This is a genomic window from Microlunatus aurantiacus, from assembly GCF_039536605.1.
Classification (GTDB): Bacteria; Actinomycetota; Actinomycetes; order Propionibacteriales; family Propionibacteriaceae; genus Microlunatus; species Microlunatus aurantiacus.
Map to the genome: position 1 here is coordinate 14,051 of NZ_BAAAYX010000023.1, position 16,865 is coordinate 30,915.

The 16,865-nt window shown below is 69.9% G+C and carries 21 protein-coding genes; 16 read left to right on the top strand and 5 right to left on the bottom strand.

Features of this window, described 5'->3' with window-relative positions; translation table 11 throughout:
- The first annotated feature begins 52 nt into the window (after positions 1-52).
- Complete coding sequence (locus ABD714_RS20760) at positions 53-601, top strand: hypothetical protein (RefSeq protein WP_344814367.1); 549 nt, start codon at positions 53-55, stop codon at positions 599-601.
- A gap of 108 nt (positions 602-709) precedes the next feature.
- Here ABD714_RS20760 and ABD714_RS20765 read toward each other — a convergent pair whose 3' ends face one another.
- The 3 genes from ABD714_RS20765 to ABD714_RS20775 form a co-directional block, all read right to left on the bottom strand.
- Positions 710-913, bottom strand: a complete 204-nt coding sequence (locus ABD714_RS20765; protein WP_344814368.1) for a hypothetical protein — start codon at positions 911-913, stop codon at positions 710-712.
- A 300-nt stretch (positions 914-1,213) separates the two neighbouring features.
- Positions 1,214-2,602, bottom strand: coding sequence for a phenylacetate--CoA ligase family protein (locus ABD714_RS20770; protein WP_344814369.1), 1,389 nt, complete (start codon positions 2,600-2,602; stop codon positions 1,214-1,216).
- Positions 2,595-3,239, bottom strand: coding sequence for a class I SAM-dependent methyltransferase (locus tag ABD714_RS20775; protein WP_344814370.1), 645 nt, complete (start codon positions 3,237-3,239; stop codon positions 2,595-2,597). The genes ABD714_RS20770 and ABD714_RS20775 overlap by 8 nt, the downstream gene beginning before the upstream one ends.
- 52 nt (positions 3,240-3,291) lie before the next feature.
- Between ABD714_RS20775 and ABD714_RS20780 the strand changes: the two genes are divergently transcribed.
- The 10 genes from ABD714_RS20780 (at position 3,292) to ABD714_RS20825 (ending at position 12,186) form a co-directional block, all read left to right on the top strand.
- Positions 3,292-3,669 (top strand): ArsR/SmtB family transcription factor, encoded by a 378-nt coding sequence (locus ABD714_RS20780; protein ID WP_344814400.1) that lies wholly within the window; start codon positions 3,292-3,294, stop codon positions 3,667-3,669.
- Complete coding sequence (locus ABD714_RS20785) at positions 3,666-5,669, top strand: heavy metal translocating P-type ATPase (RefSeq protein WP_344814371.1); 2,004 nt, start codon at positions 3,666-3,668, stop codon at positions 5,667-5,669. Before ABD714_RS20780 ends, ABD714_RS20785 begins: the two co-directional genes overlap by 4 nt.
- Positions 5,666-6,175 carry a signal peptidase II gene (gene lspA, locus ABD714_RS20790; RefSeq protein WP_344814372.1) on the top strand — a complete coding sequence of 170 codons (510 nt, stop codon included), beginning with the start codon at positions 5,666-5,668 and terminating at the stop codon, positions 6,173-6,175. The genes ABD714_RS20785 and lspA overlap by 4 nt, the downstream gene beginning before the upstream one ends.
- Entirely contained in the window at positions 6,172-6,861 is a 690-nt protein-coding gene (locus ABD714_RS20795; protein WP_344814373.1) for a hypothetical protein, read from the top strand. The genes lspA and ABD714_RS20795 overlap by 4 nt, the downstream gene beginning before the upstream one ends.
- A gap of 56 nt (positions 6,862-6,917) precedes the next feature.
- Entirely contained in the window at positions 6,918-7,478 is a 561-nt protein-coding gene (locus ABD714_RS20800; RefSeq protein WP_344814374.1) for a TlpA family protein disulfide reductase, read from the top strand.
- Positions 7,475-8,239 carry a cytochrome c biogenesis CcdA family protein gene (locus tag ABD714_RS20805; RefSeq protein WP_425562429.1) on the top strand — a complete coding sequence of 255 codons (765 nt, stop codon included), beginning with the start codon at positions 7,475-7,477 and terminating at the stop codon, positions 8,237-8,239. The genes ABD714_RS20800 and ABD714_RS20805 overlap by 4 nt, the downstream gene beginning before the upstream one ends.
- A 23-nt stretch (positions 8,240-8,262) precedes the next feature.
- Entirely contained in the window at positions 8,263-8,604 is a 342-nt protein-coding gene (locus ABD714_RS20810) for a hypothetical protein (protein WP_344814375.1), read from the top strand.
- Positions 8,605-8,735: 131 nt separating this feature from the next.
- A complete protein-coding gene (locus ABD714_RS20815) occupies positions 8,736-9,836 on the top strand; it encodes a tyrosine-type recombinase/integrase (RefSeq protein WP_344814376.1) in 1,101 nt (366 codons plus the stop codon).
- Positions 9,833-10,117 (top strand): helix-turn-helix domain-containing protein, encoded by a 285-nt coding sequence (locus ABD714_RS20820; protein ID WP_344814377.1) that lies wholly within the window; start codon positions 9,833-9,835, stop codon positions 10,115-10,117. Before ABD714_RS20815 ends, ABD714_RS20820 begins: the two co-directional genes overlap by 4 nt.
- Before the next feature lie 917 nt (positions 10,118-11,034).
- On the top strand, positions 11,035-12,186 hold the full coding sequence (locus ABD714_RS20825; protein ID WP_344814378.1) for a hypothetical protein: 1,152 nt from the start codon (positions 11,035-11,037) through the stop codon (positions 12,184-12,186).
- Positions 12,187-12,247: 61 nt separating this feature from the next.
- On the opposite strand, the gene ABD714_RS20830 is transcribed toward ABD714_RS20825, so the two are convergent.
- A complete protein-coding gene (locus tag ABD714_RS20830; protein WP_344814379.1) occupies positions 12,248-12,514 on the bottom strand; it encodes a metal-sensitive transcriptional regulator in 267 nt (88 codons plus the stop codon).
- Positions 12,514-12,924 (bottom strand): DUF302 domain-containing protein, encoded by a 411-nt coding sequence (locus ABD714_RS20835; RefSeq protein WP_344814380.1) that lies wholly within the window; start codon positions 12,922-12,924, stop codon positions 12,514-12,516. Before ABD714_RS20835 ends, ABD714_RS20830 begins: the two co-directional genes overlap by 1 nt.
- Positions 12,925-13,073: 149 nt before the next feature.
- Between ABD714_RS20835 and ABD714_RS20840 the strand changes: the two genes are divergently transcribed.
- The 5 genes from ABD714_RS20840 to ABD714_RS20860 are packed head-to-tail and all read left to right on the top strand — an operon-like array spanning position 13,074 to position 16,705.
- Entirely contained in the window at positions 13,074-13,397 is a 324-nt protein-coding gene (locus tag ABD714_RS20840) for a rhodanese-like domain-containing protein (RefSeq protein WP_344814381.1), read from the top strand.
- A 5-nt stretch (positions 13,398-13,402) separates the two neighbouring features.
- Positions 13,403-14,914, top strand: coding sequence for a rhodanese-like domain-containing protein (locus ABD714_RS20845; protein WP_344814382.1), 1,512 nt, complete (start codon positions 13,403-13,405; stop codon positions 14,912-14,914).
- On the top strand, positions 14,911-15,273 hold the full coding sequence (locus ABD714_RS20850) for a rhodanese-like domain-containing protein (RefSeq protein ID WP_344814383.1): 363 nt from the start codon (positions 14,911-14,913) through the stop codon (positions 15,271-15,273). The genes ABD714_RS20845 and ABD714_RS20850 overlap by 4 nt, the downstream gene beginning before the upstream one ends.
- 50 nt (positions 15,274-15,323) lie before the next feature.
- Positions 15,324-15,923: a rhodanese-like domain-containing protein gene (locus tag ABD714_RS20855; RefSeq protein WP_344814384.1), complete on the top strand. Its 600-nt coding sequence runs from the start codon at positions 15,324-15,326 to the stop codon at positions 15,921-15,923.
- A complete protein-coding gene (locus ABD714_RS20860) occupies positions 15,920-16,705 on the top strand; it encodes a sulfite exporter TauE/SafE family protein (RefSeq protein WP_344814385.1) in 786 nt (261 codons plus the stop codon). The genes ABD714_RS20855 and ABD714_RS20860 overlap by 4 nt, the downstream gene beginning before the upstream one ends.
- Positions 16,706-16,865 lie beyond the last annotated feature (160 nt).

Below are 16,865 nucleotides of genomic sequence, written 5' to 3' on the forward strand. Positions count from 1 at the left end.
CGTGCGGGCGGACCTGAACGCCGGTCGCACCAACCGCGGAAAGGGAGCGCCCGTGACCAGTCGACCCTTCGCTCGGCCCTTGACTGGCCCCTTAGGGTGGGCGCTCGTCGTCGGGGTGCTCCTCCTCGCGGGCATGGGCGGCTGCGCCGTGGCCGGCAGCGAGGACGACCTGGGCGATCCCCAGGCAGCGGCCCGAACCACCTTCCCCGACCTTCCACCCGCTTCCGGCGATCCAACGTTGCCGAGTCTCACCACCCTGCGGCCTGCTCCCGGCACAGTCGCCGAGGCGCCTGGACCCTTCGACGACCGCTTCCACTTCGAGCAACTCAGCTTTGACGGAACCACGTTGAGCGGCGCCGCCACCATCACCAGCGACGTCAGCGCCGTCCTCGAATTCGAGGCGCTCGCCGGCTTCTACAACCGCAACGGCACGCTCATCGGCACCGCCCGGTACGTCTATCACCTGGACGGGAGCTCTGACGATCACGACCAGGAAGGCGCCGCCGATCAGACCCACGCCTTCCGCATCCAAGTACCACCCGAGCTGAAAGGCGTCGCAGTCGCGGCCGCCGTCGGGGTTCCCGTCCTGGTGAATGAGTAACAACCAAGCGACCGTCGTATACGGAGATGGTGGAGCGGTCTGAGTCGCTGGATCGCCTGCGGTGATGTTGATCGGTGCTAGCAGGGTGGGGCTAGTCGTGGTGGGCGGTCAGGCGATCCCGATGGCCCGCACGGTGGCCTTCTCCCACCGCTCGGGGTCGTTGCGGTTGAACTGCCCGGCGATCGCCACCACAGACAGCACCTCGATGACCGAGTCCAGTGCGAACCCGATCGGCGCCGTCGACGAGGCGAGAACGCCGGCCGTGGTGGCGATGACCGCCTCGGTCACGTTGTGGGTGATGGCGAACGCCACGATGAAGCGGACCTGGTCGGTGCAGCCGCGGTCGCCGCTCAGCGGTCCAAGCGCGGGCGGGGCCGGTCTGAGAATGCCGAGCTTCGGGGTCGCACGCGGTGTTGACGTGGGGGTCGGTGACGTCCTTGGTTTCGTGGCCTGCCGGAGGAGAGGGGCAGCCGGTCGCGGCGCTGCAGGCGGGGCGGCAGCGGTGCTGATGACAACGTCGGCGCCCGCCCCACCCCTCCCGTAGGCTCAGACCCGTTTCCGGTCAGCTCACAGCCCGCGAGTCCCACTTCCAACGAAGTACGACGAGGACCCTTACGGGGGGGTGGTGGGCTGCGTGAGCGGGATCAGGCTCCGGTATTTGCCGCCAGAAGTGGGTTGCGGCGTCTGATGGTCCTGGGAGAGGGTGACGTGGCTGAGGCCTTGGTCGTCGAGCAGTCGGCGCAGTGCTGCGGCGAGGGCGTTCCAGGTCGGGTCGAGCTGTGCGTCGGGTCTGGTCCGTAGTCGGACACTGAGCTCGGTGGGTGAGGTTTGGACAATCTGTGCCTGGTCGATGCCTGCCGTCTGGTCGATGAGGGTGGCGAAGGCCAGTGCGGGGACCACCGCCGGGTCGCCGTTTTGCCGGGGGATGGTGAGGAAGTCGGCGGTGCGGCCGTGCACCCGGACGGCGGGGAAGGGTAGCCCGCAGGGGCAGGGGTCGGGGCGTTGCATGACCCGGTCGCCGAGGTCGTAGCGGAGGATGGGCTGGATCCGGTTGGCCAGGTTGCTGATCAGCACCGTGTCCGACAGCTCACCCGGCAGCACGGGTTGGTGGTCGGCGGTGACCGGCTCCACGATGACCCAGTCGCTGTTGACGTGCAGCCACCGCTCAGGGCAGCTGAAGCTCAGGAACGGGCATTCGGTGGCGGCGTAGCTGGAGACAACTGCGGCGGTCGGGAAGGCCGCTTCGATGCGGTCGTAGTCGGCGGGCGGTAGACCCTCAGCAGCCAGGACGATGACGGCGGGTCGGATGCGGAGGCGACCGGCGTGCTGTTCGCCGGCCAGTAGCGCGGCGATGCTGGCGTAGGGGGTCAGGATGGCTGGCTGCACCCGGTTCAGCTGGTCGACGAGCTCGGGCAGCGGGCTGTGGACCGACATCACCGAGATCAGGCGGCGCCGGACCGGGCTGCTGCGCAGCCGGGCGGCGGCAACTGCGGAGGCGAAGTGGCCGCCGGTGGCCATGACCATGGCGATCCGTCCGCCGCCTCGCAGCACGCGGGCGAGGTCGGGTCTGCTGAGCCAGTGGGTGAGTGCCCGCAGCATGACGACGCCGGCGACGCTCAGGCTGGTGTGGTCGAGCAGGAACAGGCCCCGGGTGCCGGTGGTGCCGGAGGTGGTGGTGAGGGTGTAGCGGCCGAGGAAGGGCTGCCCGATCCGGCGGGGGTCGTCGGCGAAAACCTGCACGGTGTCCGCGGTGACGGTGGGGTCGGTGACCCAGTCGTCGAACTCGGCCATCAGGGTCGGCTTGTCGACCACCGGCAGCAGCGCGGGATCCTCGATCCGGTCGGGCAGTCCGCGGTAGCGGGTGCGGTAGGTCGGTGAGGTGCGCCGGGCGAAGGCGACCAGCTCGGCGAGCCGTGTCTGTTGCCGGCGGGCCAGGCCGGCGGGTCCTTCATGCTGCGCCCGCCGGGTGTCGAGGACCAGCTGCAGCGGATGGTCACGCATCGGTTTCCCCGCGGGTGGTGAGCCGGGTGGCGGCGCCGAGAAGGTAGTCGCCGCCGATGTAGGTGCGCCACATATCGCCGACGTCGAGGCCGTGGCCGGCCAGCTCGGCGAGGAACTCCCCGGCGGTGAACCGGTCCTCGGTGGGGTGGTCGAACAGCTTCTGGTAGCTGGGGCGGGCCAGCGCGGCGGCGGTGACCTCGGTGAAGAAGAACCGGCCGCCCGGTTGGAGGACCCGTGCGACCTCGGCGAGGGCGTTCCGCCACCGGGGGATGTGGTGGATCACGGCGAAGTCGAACACGGCGTCATAGTGGCCGTCCTGCCCGCCGTCGAAGGCGGCGAAAGCCGCGGCGAGGTCGGTGGCCGAGCCTTCGGCGAGGTTCACCCGGCCCTGGTAGCGGGCCAGCCGGCCGGCCGCCTTGGCGATCATCGCCGGGTCCAGGTCGACCGCGTCCACGGTGGCGGCGCCGAACACGTCCAGGATCAGCTTGGTCCCGTAGCCAGGGCCGCAGCCCAGCTCAGCGACCCGGGCACCCGGCGTGCGGCCGCCGAGGGAGGAGAGCCGGGCCACCTCGAAGCGCTGCACCAGGCGGCGCGGCGGTGAGTCGATGAGTCGCGACTCCATCCGGTTCATCAGCATCGCAAGCCTCCCCTGTCAAACCACGGTACTGCAATGTTATTCTCCCGCGGTGATGATTTCGACGGAGGGGCTCCCGCTGACCTCGGACCCGGTCGGAGCGGCGGCAGCGGAAGCGTTGTTCCATGGCTTGGCGGACCGGACCCGGCTGCAGATTGTGCAACGACTCGCGCGGGGCGAGGCCCGAGTGACCGACCTGGTGGCCGAGCTGGCACTTCCCCAGTCGACGGTGTCCAAGCATCTGGGCTGTCTGCGGGAGTGTGGGCTGGTGGCCGGTCGCCCGGAGGGCCGGCAGACCTTCTACTCCCTGACCCGACCGGAGCTGTTTACCCTGCTCGAGGTCGCCGAGTCGCTGCTGGCCGCCACCGGCTATGCCGTCGCCCTGTGCCCGACCTACGGCGGAACCGACGGCACCGGCGAGGCCGGCCGATGAGCGAGGACTGCGGACCCGCCGACGACGAACCACGCCGCCTGACCACCGTCGACGCCGACGATGAGCACGACGACGACGAGGACGGCGAGCCGGAGCGGCTGTGGGAGGTCAGCGAGCTGCGGTTCGCCGCCGCGGCGGGGGTGTTCCTGCTGGCTGCGCTGGTGGTCGACTGGCTCGCCCCGGCCCGGACCACCGAGGTCCTGCTGCTGCAGGTGGTCGGGCTGCTGCTCGGGGCGTCGACGTTCGTCCCGTCCACGCTGCGCCAGCTGGTCAAAGGCAAGATCGGTGTCGGCACGCTGATGACGATCGCTGCCGTGGGGGCGGTCGCGTTGGGTGAGGTCGGGGAGGCCGCCGCGTTGGCGTTCCTGTACTCGATCAGCGAAGGGCTGGAGGAGTATTCGATCGCCCGGACCCGCCGGGGCCTGCGGGCGCTGCTGGACCTGGTGCCCGCCCAGGCCACCGTGGTCCGGGACGGCGCCGAGCTGGTGGTCGCCCCTGCCGACCTGCGGGTGGGGGACACCATGCTGGTCAAGCCGGGGGAGCGGCTGGCCACCGACGGCACCATCGGTGCCGGCCGCACCGCGCTGGACGTGTCCGCGATCACCGGGGAGTCGGTACCGGTGGAGGCCGGCCCCGGCGACCCCGTGTACGCCGGCTCGATCAACGGCACCGGTGCCTTGACCGTCACGGTGACCGCGGCGGCCGCCGACAACTCCCTGGCCCGGATCGTGGCGATCGTAGAGACCGAGCAGGCCCGCAAGGGTGCCAGCCAGCGCCTCGCCGACAAGATCGCCCGGCCGTTGGTGCCGGGGGTGATGGTCGTCGCCGTCCTGGTCGCCGGCTTCGGCGCACTGCTCGGCGATCCGCTGCTGTGGCTGGAACGGGCCCTGGTGGTGCTGGTCGCCGCCTCGCCGTGCGCCCTGGCCATCGCCGTGCCGGTGACCGTGGTGGCCGCTGTCGGCGCCGCCAGCCGGCTCGGCGTGCTGGTCAAGGGCGGCGCCGCCCTGGAGGCGCTGGGCACCCTGCGCACGATCGCCTTGGACAAGACCGGCACGATCACCCGGAACGCCCCAGCGGTCGTCGACGTGGCCACCGCCCCGGGTGTCGACCGGGACCAGGTGCTGGCGGTGGCGGCGGCGCTCGAGGCCCGCAGTGAGCACCCGTTGGCCCGGGCCATCCTGGCCGCAGTGGACCGGCCGGGCGACGCCCACGATGTCGAGGCGGTGACCGGGGCGGGCCTGACCGGCACCGTGAACGGACGGCCCGCCCGGCTGGGTCGGCCCGGCTGGGTCCCGGCCGGCGCGCTGCAGGAGGCGGTCGGCCGGATGCAGCACGCCGGGGCCACCGCGGTGCTGGTCGAGGTGGACGGGGCAGTGATCGGCGCGGTCGCGGTCCGCGACGAGCTCCGCCCCGAAGCCGGCGAGGTGGTCGCCCGGTTGCACGGATCCGGCTACCGGGTGGTGATGCTCACCGGCGACAACCACGCCACCGCCGCCGCGCTGGCCGCTCAGGCCGGCATCCCCGCCGACGCCGTCCACGCCGACCTGCGCCCCGAGGACAAGGCCCGCATCATCGGCGACCTCCGCGCCCGACAGCCCACCGCCATGGTCGGTGACGGCGTCAACGATGCCCCGGCGCTGGCGACCGCCGACGTCGGGATCGCGATGGGCGCCATGGGCACCGACGTCGCGATCGAGACCGCCGACGTCGCCTTGATGGGGGAGGACCTGCGCCACCTGCCGCAGGCCCTGGCCCACGCCCGCCGCTCCCGGGCCATCATGCTGCAGAACGTCGGACTATCGCTGGCCATCATCGTCGTGCTGATGCCGCTGGCCCTGCTCGGTGTCCTCGGCCTGGCCGCCGTCGTCCTGGTCCACGAGATCGCCGAGATCATCGTCATCGCCAACGGCGTCCGCGCCGGCCGAGCCCATCCGCTGCCCGAGGCGCCCGTCCCGTCCGCGACGGCGCCGCTGGTCGCAGCTCCGCGTCAGCTGCCGTGACCACCCGCCCTGACGTCGCGGCCCGCTCGCCGACTGGGCTCCGGATCAGGCTGTTCGGCACGGCCGTCGTGATTGCCGCCGCCGACCTGGCGGTCAAGGCCGCCGCCGCCCGGAACCTGCCCGGGAGGGGCACCGTCGACCTGCCCGGCCCGGTGGACCTGCGGTTGCTGTTCAACCCCGGCGCCGCGTTCGGACTGGGCGCCGCCCTACCGGCGGCAGCGATCGTCATTATCACCGGGCTGGTGGTCGCCGGGGTCGCCATCTTCGCCTGGCGGATGGCGCCGACGCTCGGCCGGGTCGCTCGAGTGGGCCTGGCCTTGGTGCTGGGTGGAGCGGTCGGGAACGTGACTGACCGTGCCCTCGACGGTGTGGTCACCGACTACCTGCACACCGGCTGGTGGCCCACCTTCAACCTCGCCGATGTCGCCATCGTGACCGGCGCAGGCCTGATGCTGCTGCACAGCTTCCGGCGGCCACCCAGCACCCAAGAGGATGCACCGCCGTGAATGCCGCCGTGGCCCGGCCTAGGACCATCCCGGCGGACCGGGATCGTAAGATCCGACCCCAGGCAGGGACGTCACTTCCCCGGCGGCCGGTCAGGAGTCTTCCGGTCATCTCAGCACCAAGGTTCGGCTCCTGGCGAGCCGTCGCGGCCCTGGTCCTCACCGTCGTCCTCGCCGGCGTCTCAGCGGCGTGCACCCCCGCCCCGGTCGACCGGGCCAAGGAGCCCAGCCCGGCTGCCGGTGCGCCGGTCGAGCTCGACGGCACGTCGCCGCCGCCGTGGCCGGCGCCCAGCGACGTCGCCGCCCGGGTCGCCAGTGCCGGGCTCGACCTCGGGCCGATGGGCACAGCGGAGCACTACCACCCGCATCTTCGGATCCTCATCCACGGCGAGGAGGTGCCGGTGCCGGGCAACATCGGCGTCGACCCCTCCACCGGCGCCATGTCCGCCCTGCACACCCATGAGCCCGACGGCACCCTGCACATCGAGGCCGACACCATCGGCGAGGTCTTCACCCTCGGCCAGCTGTTCACCCAGTGGGGGGTCAGGCTGACAGCCACCCAGATCGGCGGGGTCCGCACCGAGACCGGCCAGGACATCACGGTCACCAGCAATCGGCGGCTCGTCGCCGGCGACCCTGGCAACCTCCGGCTTCAACCCGACCAACAGATCGTGCTTCAGCTGCCATGACGACCCGGGTCACGCGTGCGGGAAGCGGCCTCGGCAGGGCCCGGTCCAGTTTTCGAGTGGTGGGCGTGCTGGCGGCTGCGCTGCTGATTGCCCTGGTCACCGGCTGCGCCGCAAAGACCCCGCAGGAGCAGACCGAGGCCGGGTTCATCGGGGGACAGGCGCTGACCCGCTTCGCCCCCGAGGAAAGGCTGCCGGCACCGATCGTGGCCGGCCCGGCACTCAGCGGCCGCGGCACGGTGACCACCGCCGACTACCGGGGAAAGGTGATCGTGCTCAACGTCTGGGGGTCCTGGTGCGGCCCCTGCCGGAAGGAAGCACCCGACCTGGTCGAGGCCAGCAAAGACACCGCCGCAACCGCCGCGTTCGTCGGCATCAACATCCGTGACTCCAACCCCGACACCGCTCGCGCGTTCGTCCGCGCCTTCCAGGTGCCCTACCCCCACATCTACGACCCCGACGGGGGGACGCTGGTCAAGTTTGCCGGCACCCTGCCCCCCAACGGGATCCCCACCACCCTGATCATCGACAAGCAGGGCCGAATCGCCGTCCGGGTCGTGGGAACCGTGACCCGGACCTCCCTGGTCGACATGATCGACGACATTGAGCGGGGCCGATGATCCCGCTCGACCCGGCCGGCTGGGCCCAGGCGGCGGTCGGGGGGTCGATGCCTCTCGCCCTGCCGGTCGCCTTCTTCGCGGGGCTCGTGTCGTTCCTCTCCCCGTGCGTGGTGCCGCTGCTGCCCGGCTACCTCGCCTACGCGACCGGCATGACCGCCGCCGACGTCGTCGCCGGCACCGCCCGGCGCGGGCGGATGCTGGCCGGCGCCACCTTGTTCGTGCTCGGCTTCGCCGCCGTCTTCGTCACCGTCGGCGCAGTGTTCGGTGTCGTCGGCGGCACCCTGCTCGCCCACCAGCAGACCGTCAACCGAGTCGTCGGGGTCCTCACCATCGGGATGGGCCTGATCTTCGCCGGCGTCATCCCGCTCGGCCGCCGCGAGCTCCGCCTCACCCGCCTGCCCACCGTCGGGGTCGCCGGAGCACCTCTCCTCGGTGTCGTGTTCGGACTGGGCTGGACCCCCTGCCTCGGCCCCACCCTCAGCGTCATCCTCGCCGTCGCCCTCACCGAAGGCAGCGCGACCCGCGGCGGACTGCTCGCGTTCGCCTACGCGGTCGGCCTCGGTGTCCCGTTCATCGTCGCCGGCCTCGCCTTCACCAAGATGGCCCGCACCATCGGTTTCCTGCGGAACCACCAACAAGCGCTGCTCCGCGCCGGAGGGGCGCTGATGGCCACCGTCGGCCTCCTCCTCCTCACCGGCCTCTGGAACAGCCTGACCGCCACCCTGCGGCAATGGACCTCACAGTTCACCACCTTCATCTGACCTGACCTAGCTGATGGGAGAGAATGGCGATGGCTCCACCTGACTCCAGCCAGGAGACCCTGCGCAGCCGGGGCCTCCGGCTCGCCTGGTTCATCGTTGTCTGGGACATCATCGAGGGTGCCGTCGACGTGACGGCGGGAGTGCTGGCCGGATCGATCGCACTGGTCGCCTTCGGCCTCGACTCCGCGATCGAGGTCTTCGCCGCCCTGGTAGTGATCGGGCAGCTGCACGGCCGGACCAGCTACGGCACGGCGCTCAAGCTGATTGCCGTCAGCTTCTTCGTCCTCGCCATCGTCATGGTGCCGAATCCCGGCTTATTGCATCTGCTGAGAATTCACGCTGCTTCGAATCTTGACCAAGCGTGAACAGACCGTGTCGTCAGCGTCACTCCTGCGGTCAGAGACTACCGGTGCCATACGACTCTGACTAGGGGTCTTGACGTCTGATTCGCATCAGGTGAATGATTCGTTCGTCTAGTTCAGGGCTTGGAGGCGTCGTGGAGGCTGGTGATGGACCGCCGTTTTCGGCGCTGTCGCTGGTTCCTGTGTCGGTCTCGCAGTTGCATCCGCAGGATGCTGCGTGGGAGGCGATGCTGTCCGGCTGGGCGGCTCAGATGAGGTCGCGGGGACTATCACCGGCGACGATCGAGCCCCGGCTGGGTTCGGTGCGCCGGTTCATGCTGTTCACCGGGGAGTATCCGTGGCAGTGGTCATCTGCTGATCTCGACGAGTGGTCGACTGATCTGCTTCAGGGGCGACGGGTGAGTAAGTCGACGCTCCGTACCTACCACGGCGGTCTGCGCCTGTTCTGTGACTACCTGGTCGACCCTCGCTACGGCTGGGCCGAGCGGTGCCTCGACCTTTTCGGCACTCACCCGGTGCAGGTGTGCCATGAGTGGAACACGCTGCCGCACGTGATCGACCAGGAGGCCAGGCCGGGAGTGCGCCCGCTGACTCGGGATGAGATCCAGGCCCTCTTCGATCATGCTGACAATCAGGTCGAGCTCGCCCGCCGTTCGGGTCGGAAGGGGTGGCTGGCCGCCTGGCGGGCCGCGACATGGCTGAAGATCATCTACGCGTTCGGCCTGCGACGTCGGGAGGTGGCGATGTTGGACATCACTGATTTCTGCCGCAACAGTGAGGCGTCGGAGTTCGCCGAGTTCGGCATCTGCCAGGTTCGTTACGGGAAGGCGATGCGCGGCAGTCCACCGCGTCGACGGTCGGTGCTCGCGGTTTGGCCGTGGTCGTCAATGGTCTTGGCGGAGTACTTGGAGCATGTCCGGCCGGGCTACCCGGGGGCGGACGGGCCGGCGCTGTGGCCGACCGAGCGTGGTGGACGAGTGTCGGTGGACTACCTGACCCGCCGCTTCGCGACCTGGCGGGATGATCTTGGTTTATCGCCCGAGCTCCATCCGCATTGCTTGCGGCACTCGTATGTGACGCATCTGGTAGAGGACGGCTGGGACCCGTTCTTCGTGCAACAGCAGGTTGGTCACCGGTGGGGGTCGACGACTGGTCTCTACACAGGGGTGTCGGGTGACTTCAAGAACCGCACATTGCGGACCGCTCTGGATCGGCTGATGGGAGAGAACACGTGAAGCGGCGAGAAGTTGGTTACGAGTGGCGGTTGCGGCAGGTAATGGCAGCCAAGGGCTTGTTCTCCACCAGTGATCTTCAACCGCTATTGGGCGACCGAGGTGTAGTGCTGTCGGTCGCGCAGATCTATCGGCTGGTCGCGCAGCCGCCGGAACGGCTGAACATGCGGGTTCTGGCCGCCGTCTGCGATGGATTGGGCTGCACACCGAATGACCTGATCGAGCCGACCGTGGTCACCACCTCCGCGAAGGCCTCGCGCCGGAAGCCGGCGTGGCGGCGCTGAGAGCGCGGTGGAGGCGGCGCGGCGTCCGACCCGGATCCAGGTTGTCCGCCCGGACTAGGGCTGCGAGGACGCCGCGACTGCGGGGAACTCCGGAGGAGAACCATCAGGTCCGCACGCGATGGATTCTCGACGCTGTGGCCGCTGCCGACCCAAGCCTGCCGGAGTCTGTGGTCGTCGAGATCATGGACCGGCTAGCGCCGACTCGGTATGGACGCGGCGTGATCGCTGCCGATCTCTACAGCAGACCCGATCGCCTGCTGTCCGGCGACTCCGAGTGTCGTACCTCCACCCAGCGACTCATCAAGCTGCTCGTCGAGGCAGGGTCGACACGCATCCGTCGACCCCGCTGCACATTGTGCCGCCGGCTCAGGGACCTCACCCGCCGTCTCGAGGGAGGCGGCATGGTCTGTCAGCTGTGTGCGCGGCTCCTGAGTGTGGAGAGGTGCAGCGGCTGCCACCAGCCGCGATACCCGCAGGCGCGGCTGGGCGATGGTCGTCCGCTCTGCAACACCTGCTGGCTCCGCGCTCAGGAGACAACGTGCGGCACCTGCGGCCGAAGGTGCCCGGGCCGCCGATCGGGGCCACCGGTCTGTCAACGCTGTCGGACGTATCCGACCGAACCGTGCACCCGCTGTCACCTGGTCCGGCGGGTGAACACCAGGCTGGGCGGCGAAGCACTCTGCCGCAAGTGCGCCCGCCGTCCGCACCGCATTTGTGCGCAATGTCGGTACCCGCGGGCACATGTCGACCACGACCCGGGCTGCCATGTCTGCGCCAGCCCTGACCCCATCCGCTGCCCACTCTGCGGAGACGACCGGTTCGCCTTCCGAATCGGACCGCACGGCTGCTTCCGGTGCCTCTTGCTCCGCCGTGTCGAGGACCTGACTACCGGCGCGGTCGCGGCACGGGTCAGGCAGTTGCGCAAGTTTCTCGACGCCATCACTCACGCGGCCGACCCAAGTCGAGCACTTGACTGGCTTGGTAAGACCCGCAATTCGACGGGACGGACGGTGTTGCTGGACATGCTGCACGGACGGGTAGCGATTGACCACGCTTCACTGGATGCGGCTGCCGGCGCACAACGTGGCCGCGCCACCTCGGTGGAGTTCCTGCGCAGACTGCTGGTCGCCAGTGACGTGCTGCCCAGCCGCGACGAGCACTTGAGCCGACTCGAACGCACGATCGCCGCCGAGCTAGCACGCTGCCATCCCGGCGACGCCATGATCCTGCAGCAGTACGCCACCTGGCGCGTGCTTGCGACGACCCGGTCCCGGATCCGTGCCGGACGGTCCAGCCGGGCTGTCGTTCCACCCGCCCTGGCGAACTTCGTGGTCGCGGCTCGATTCCTGGCCTGGCTTCGTGAGCACCATCTTCAGCCTCAGACGCTCACTGCGACGGCCGTCGAGTCTTGGCTGGGCGACAGCGCCTGCTACCGCGACGTGTTGGCCGTATTCCTGCGCTGGGGCGCCCAGCGGCATCTGGTTCCCCGGGTCGGGGTGACTGCTCTGACGACTTGGCCGCCACGTCACTTGGCGCCGGCCGCCAACCAGCTCGAGGCGCTGCGCAACCTCCTCGTCGATGTGACCGTGCCGGCGCAGGACCGCCTCGTCGGCTGTCTGGTGCTGCTCTACGGGCAACCGCTGACCCGGATCTGTCAGCTTCGTCTCACCGACGTCAACGTCTTGTCCGAGACGACCAGCCTCCGGCTTGGCGGCACGGCAGTCGAGTTGCCGCCTCGAGTCGCTGACGTTCTCCGCGAGGTGATCGCCGACCGAACTCAGCGGACAACGCCGGGCGTCAGCCACGGCTTGGTCCCGCAACCAATCTGGGTGTTCCCCGGCCGACCTGCCACCCAGCCGGCCAGTGCCGAGTCCCTTCGCCGCCGGCTAGCCAACGTGGGCATCACCTCTGTCCGCAGCGCCCGCAACACCGCGCTCATCACCCTGGCCCGCGAGGTCCCGCCCGTCGTCTTGGCCGACCTCCTCGGCTTGTCGGTCGGGGCCGCTGTCCGCTGGCGCGACCTCAGTGGAGGCACGTGGACCTCCTACACCGCACAGCGTCCCCGCTAGCGGGGATGCGAGTCCGGCGGAGCTATCGCCGTGACGAGATTGGCCCGCGCCTCTTGCCTCTTCACGCCAGGGAGAGGAAGAGCTTCTCCATCTTCTGAGTGTCGAGGCTTTCGGCTCCGCCTTCTTCGGTGAGGCACTGCTTGAGTCCGGTGGCGATGATGGCGAAGCCGGCACGGTCGAGGGCGCGGCTGACGGCGGCGAGCTGGGTGACGACGGCCTCGCAGTCCTGCCCCTCGTCGAGCATGCGGATGACCGCGTTGAGCTGGCCTTGGGCGCGCTTGAGCCGGTTGGACACGGGCCGGACAGTGGTGGGATCGAGCTGCACCATCACATGTCTCCGGGTGATCGGGTGGCAAGACTGTTCAGGGCCGCAGTGAGCCGCTGGGTGGCGTCGTCGGCCACGCCTTGCAGCGCGGGGTTGTCGGTCATGGCCACCATGGTCTGGGGGTCGACCGCCTCGACCGCGGTGGTGGACGCGTCGACGGCGCGGACGACGACGTTGCATGGCAGCAGCAGCCCGATCGACGGCTTGGCCTGCAGGGCGGCTAGCGCGAGCGGTGGACGGCAGGCACCCAGGATCACCTGGGGCGGCACGTCGGCGTCAAGTTTGGCCTTCATCGTGGCCGTGATGTCGATCTCGGTGAGGATCCCGAACCCCTGAGCGTCCAGGGCGGCCCGGACCTGAGGGACGACGGTGTCGTAGGGCTGCTGGACGGTGGTGCTGAGTGCGTAGCCCATGTCTTCTCCTTCTGGCGATTAACGAATACCCGTTGGGGTATAGCACTGCCAGGCTAGCCGGCATTCCCGCCACGGGTGTTGGGAATGTTCGCGACGTCGTCTAACGTTACCCCTGTATACCCCCTGGGGTATCGAGAGAGGAGAACTGCATGAGAGACGTCACCCTCGACGACTTCGCCGCCGCGCACGCCACCGGCAGTGCGCAGGTGGTCGATGTTCGCGAGCCCGCCGAGTACGTCGCCGGTCATGTGCCCGGCGCCACCTCCATCCCGATGGGCCAGCTGCCAGACAGGCTGAACGAGATCCACCGGTCTGAGCCGGTGTTCGTGATCTGCCAGTCCGGTGGCCGCAGCTCGGCCATGACCGACGTGCTGCGGCACCACGGCTTCGACGCCCGCTCCGTCGACGGCGGCACCGCCGCCTGGACCGCCAGCAACCGGCCGGTCGACACCGGCGCCCCGAACAGAAAGTGACCGAGATGACCAGCCCCACACCCAGCGGCCCGAGCCAGCAGACCCCGACGATCATCCCGATCGAGACCCCGACCCTGGGCGACCGCAGCTACCTCGTCCACGACGGGCAGGTGGCGTTCGTGGTCGACCCGCAGCGCGATATCGACCGCGTCCTCGACCTGGCCGCCGACGAGGACGTGCGGATCAGCCACGTGTTCGAGACCCACATCCACAACGACTACGTCACCGGCGGCCTGGCCCTGGCCGAGCGCACCGGCGCCGCGTACTTCGTCAACGCCGCCGACGAGGTCGCCTACGACCGGACCCCGATCTCTGACAATCAGGAAGTGCCCGTGGGTACCTCGATGGTGGTGCGGGCCCTGGCCACGCCCGGGCACACGTTCTCCCATCTCTCCTACGCTCTGACCGCCGGCGGTGAGCCGGTGGCGGTGTTCACTGGCGGCTCCCTGCTCTACGGCGCGACCGGACGACCCGACCTGCTCGGGCAGGAGCACACCGATGACCTGGTCCACGCCCAGTACGCCTCCGCGCACCGGCTGGCCGCCGAGCTACCCGATGCCACCGAGGTGTTCCCGACCCACGGCTTCGGCAGCTTCTGCTCCGCCACGCAGTCGGAGGCGACCGACTCCACCATCGGGGCGGAGAAGCACAACAACCCGGCCCTGACCGCGGACGAGGAAACCTACGTCGCCGAGCTGCTGGCCGGACTGGACGCCTACCCCGCCTACTACGTGCACATGGCGCCGGCCAACACCGCCGGACCGACCGCCCCGGACCTGTCGCTGCCGGCGATGGCGCAGCCGGACGAGCTCCGGCGGCGGATCGAGGCAGGGGAATGGGTGGTGGACCTCCGCCACCGCACCGTCTTCGCCGCCGGCCACGTTCCCGGCACGCTGAACTTCGGCATCGACGGCGGCTTCGCCACCTACCTCGGCTGGCTGATCGAGTGGGGCACACCCCTCACCTTGCTCGGAGAGACCGAAGACCAGGTCACCAGGGCCCAGCGGGAACTGGTGCGGATCGGCATCGACCGGCCCGCAGCCGCCGCGACCGGCGGGCCGCAGGACTGGACCGACCGACCCCTCACCTCGTTCCGGCAAGCCACCTTCGCCGACCTCGACCAGGTCCGCCACCACCGCGACGTCGTCATCCTCGACGTCCGCCGGCAACCCGAGTTCGCCACCGCCCGGATCAACGGCGCCCTGAACATTCCCCTCCACGAACTGCCCAAGCGCGTCCACGAAGTCCCAGACGCCGCCGAGGTGTGGGTGCACTGCGCCGGCGGCTACCGCGCCTCCGTCGCCGCGTCCTTCCTGTCCGCGGCGAACCGGCGCCTGGTCGCCATCGACGACACCTTCGACAACGCCAAGCTCACCGGCCTGCACCTCATCACCTCCGACGACCACACCACTGCAGACGGGGACGGGACTGGAGACGGCAGCCCCGGGGAAGGGACCGGACCTGACGACGGATCCGGGTCCGACGACACTGTCAACCAGATCAGGACCCAGTCGTGATCGGCAAACTCACCGGACTGTTCCGCCGTCCAGCCGCGCTCACCGCCACTGCGGCACAGAAGAAGGTGAGCAACGGAGCCGTGCTGCTGGACGTCCGCGACCTTCCGGAGTGGCGGGCCGGGCACGCCCCGCAGGCTCGCCACCTACCCCTCGGCGACCTGCGCGACCGGCTGACGGAGCTGCCGAAGGACACACCGGTCGTCGCCGTCTGCCGGTCCGGGCGCCGATCCGCCATCGCGGCCCGACTGCTCACCCGCCACGGCTACACCGCCAGCAACCTCACCGGCGGCATGCACGCCTGGGTCGCCGCCGGCCTGCCCGTCGTCACCCAGAAGAACCGGCCCGGTCAGATCATCTGACCCCGCCGCCGCCCCAAAAGCACCGACAACCACGCTCACGGAGATCACCCATGCCCACCTCTGCCCCCACCGAATTTGCCCCCACCGAGGTCGACCCGACCACCCTCATCGACTGGATGAAGGACCCCGACGCGGTCACCGTTCTCGACGTCCGCAGCCCGGCCGAGTTCGAGACCCGCCACATCACCGGCTCCTACAACCTGTCGCTCGACCTCGTCGGCGAACATGCCGCCCAACTCGCTGGCCGGCTCGACCGCAAGGTCGTCCTGGTCTGCCAGTCCGGCGTCCGCGCCGGCCAAGCCCAGCAACGCCTCGCCGGCACCGGCATGGACAACCTCCACGTCCTCACCGCCGGCGTCACCGGCTACTCCGCCGCCGGCGGCCAGGTCGTCCACGGCCGGCCCCGGTGGTCGCTCGAGCGCCAAGTCCGCCTCGTCGCCGGAGGACTCGTCGTTGCCGGGGTCGTGGCCAGCCGTTGGGCGCCGAAAGCCGCCGGGCTGGCTGGCGCCGTCGGAACCGGACTGACGATCTCAGCCCTCACCGACACCTGCACCATGGGCCGGGTCCTCGCGGCACTGCCCTACAACCGTGGAACACACACCGACGCCCAGCAGCTGCTCAACCAGCTCCCAAGCGCTGCTCGGTCGTGAGCACCGCGCTGCTGGTCGCGGCGGTCCTCGGCCTGATCATCGGCGCCCTCCTCGGCCTCCTCGGCGGGGGCGGCTCGATCCTGGCCGTCCCCGCTCTCATCTACGGAGTCGGCCAACCGCTGGCGGCGGCCGTGCCGACAGCGCTGCTGGTCGTCGGCATCTCCTCCGCCGCCGCCGTCCTCCCCCGCCTCCGCCAAGTGCAGTGGCGCCTCGCCGCCATCTTCGGCGCCACCGGCGCCGCCGCCGCCTTCGGCGGGACCGCGGTCAACCGTCTCCTCGACCCAGCCGTCGTCCTCCTCGGGTTCGCCGCCGTCATGGTGATCGCTGCGCTGCGCATGCTGCGCAGCTCCGACGACGCCGGAGGGTCCTGCGCCCTGCCCGGTGGCGGGGTCAACTGGCGCAGCTGCCTACCCAAAGCTGCAGCCTCCGGTGTCGTCGTCGGCTTCCTCACCGGGCTCTTCGGCGTCGGAGGCGGCTTCCTGATCATCCCCGCCCTCACCCTGCTGCTCGGTCTGCCCATGGCCACAGCCGTCGCCACCTCCCTGGTCATCATCGTGATCAACTCCGCGGCCGGGTTCACCGCCCACCTCAGCGACAGCCCCATCGACATCGGCATCGCTGTCGCTTTCACCCTTGCCGCAATCCTCGGCTCACTCGCCGCCGGACACCTCGCCCCACGACTCCCCGGTGAACGGTTGCGTAGATGGTTCGCCTACCTCGTCCTCGCAGTCGCCGCCTACGTCATCGCCCAGACCGTCATCAACCCCGGCGCCGTCACCTAACCCGGCCGACCCGTGCTGGAGCCGAACCAAGACGCCACCCGGGGCCCAGTCGGGGGTTCACACAACCACGGCATCAGGTTGACAGCTTGGGACATCCGCTCGCAGCGGGTCTAGACAGCATTCACGTAGTTGGAATAAGCCGGGTTACCGGTTGTCGCCA

What these genes read in the sequence shown, in the direction of transcription:
- ABD714_RS20770 (WP_344814369.1), bottom strand. Translation starts at nt 2,602, where the DNA reads ATGCGTGACCATCCGCTGCAGCTGGTCCTCGACACCCGGCGGGCGCAG.
- ABD714_RS20775 (WP_344814370.1), bottom strand. Translation starts at nt 3,239, where the DNA reads ATGCTGATGAACCGGATGGAGTCGCGACTCATCGACTCACCGCCGCGC.
- ABD714_RS20780 (WP_344814400.1), top strand. Translation starts at nt 3,292, where the DNA reads ATGATTTCGACGGAGGGGCTCCCGCTGACCTCGGACCCGGTCGGAGCG.
- ABD714_RS20785 (WP_344814371.1), top strand. Translation starts at nt 3,666, where the DNA reads ATGAGCGAGGACTGCGGACCCGCCGACGACGAACCACGCCGCCTGACC.
- ABD714_RS20805 (WP_425562429.1), top strand. Translation starts at nt 7,475, where the DNA reads ATGATCCCGCTCGACCCGGCCGGCTGGGCCCAGGCGGCGGTCGGGGGG.
- ABD714_RS20810 (WP_344814375.1), top strand. Translation starts at nt 8,263, where the DNA reads ATGGCGATGGCTCCACCTGACTCCAGCCAGGAGACCCTGCGCAGCCGG.
- ABD714_RS20830 (WP_344814379.1), bottom strand. Translation starts at nt 12,514, where the DNA reads ATGGTGCAGCTCGATCCCACCACTGTCCGGCCCGTGTCCAACCGGCTC.
- ABD714_RS20835 (WP_344814380.1), bottom strand. Translation starts at nt 12,924, where the DNA reads ATGGGCTACGCACTCAGCACCACCGTCCAGCAGCCCTACGACACCGTC.
- ABD714_RS20840 (WP_344814381.1), top strand. Translation starts at nt 13,074, where the DNA reads ATGAGAGACGTCACCCTCGACGACTTCGCCGCCGCGCACGCCACCGGC.
- ABD714_RS20845 (WP_344814382.1), top strand. Translation starts at nt 13,403, where the DNA reads ATGACCAGCCCCACACCCAGCGGCCCGAGCCAGCAGACCCCGACGATC.
- ABD714_RS20855 (WP_344814384.1), top strand. Translation starts at nt 15,324, where the DNA reads ATGCCCACCTCTGCCCCCACCGAATTTGCCCCCACCGAGGTCGACCCG.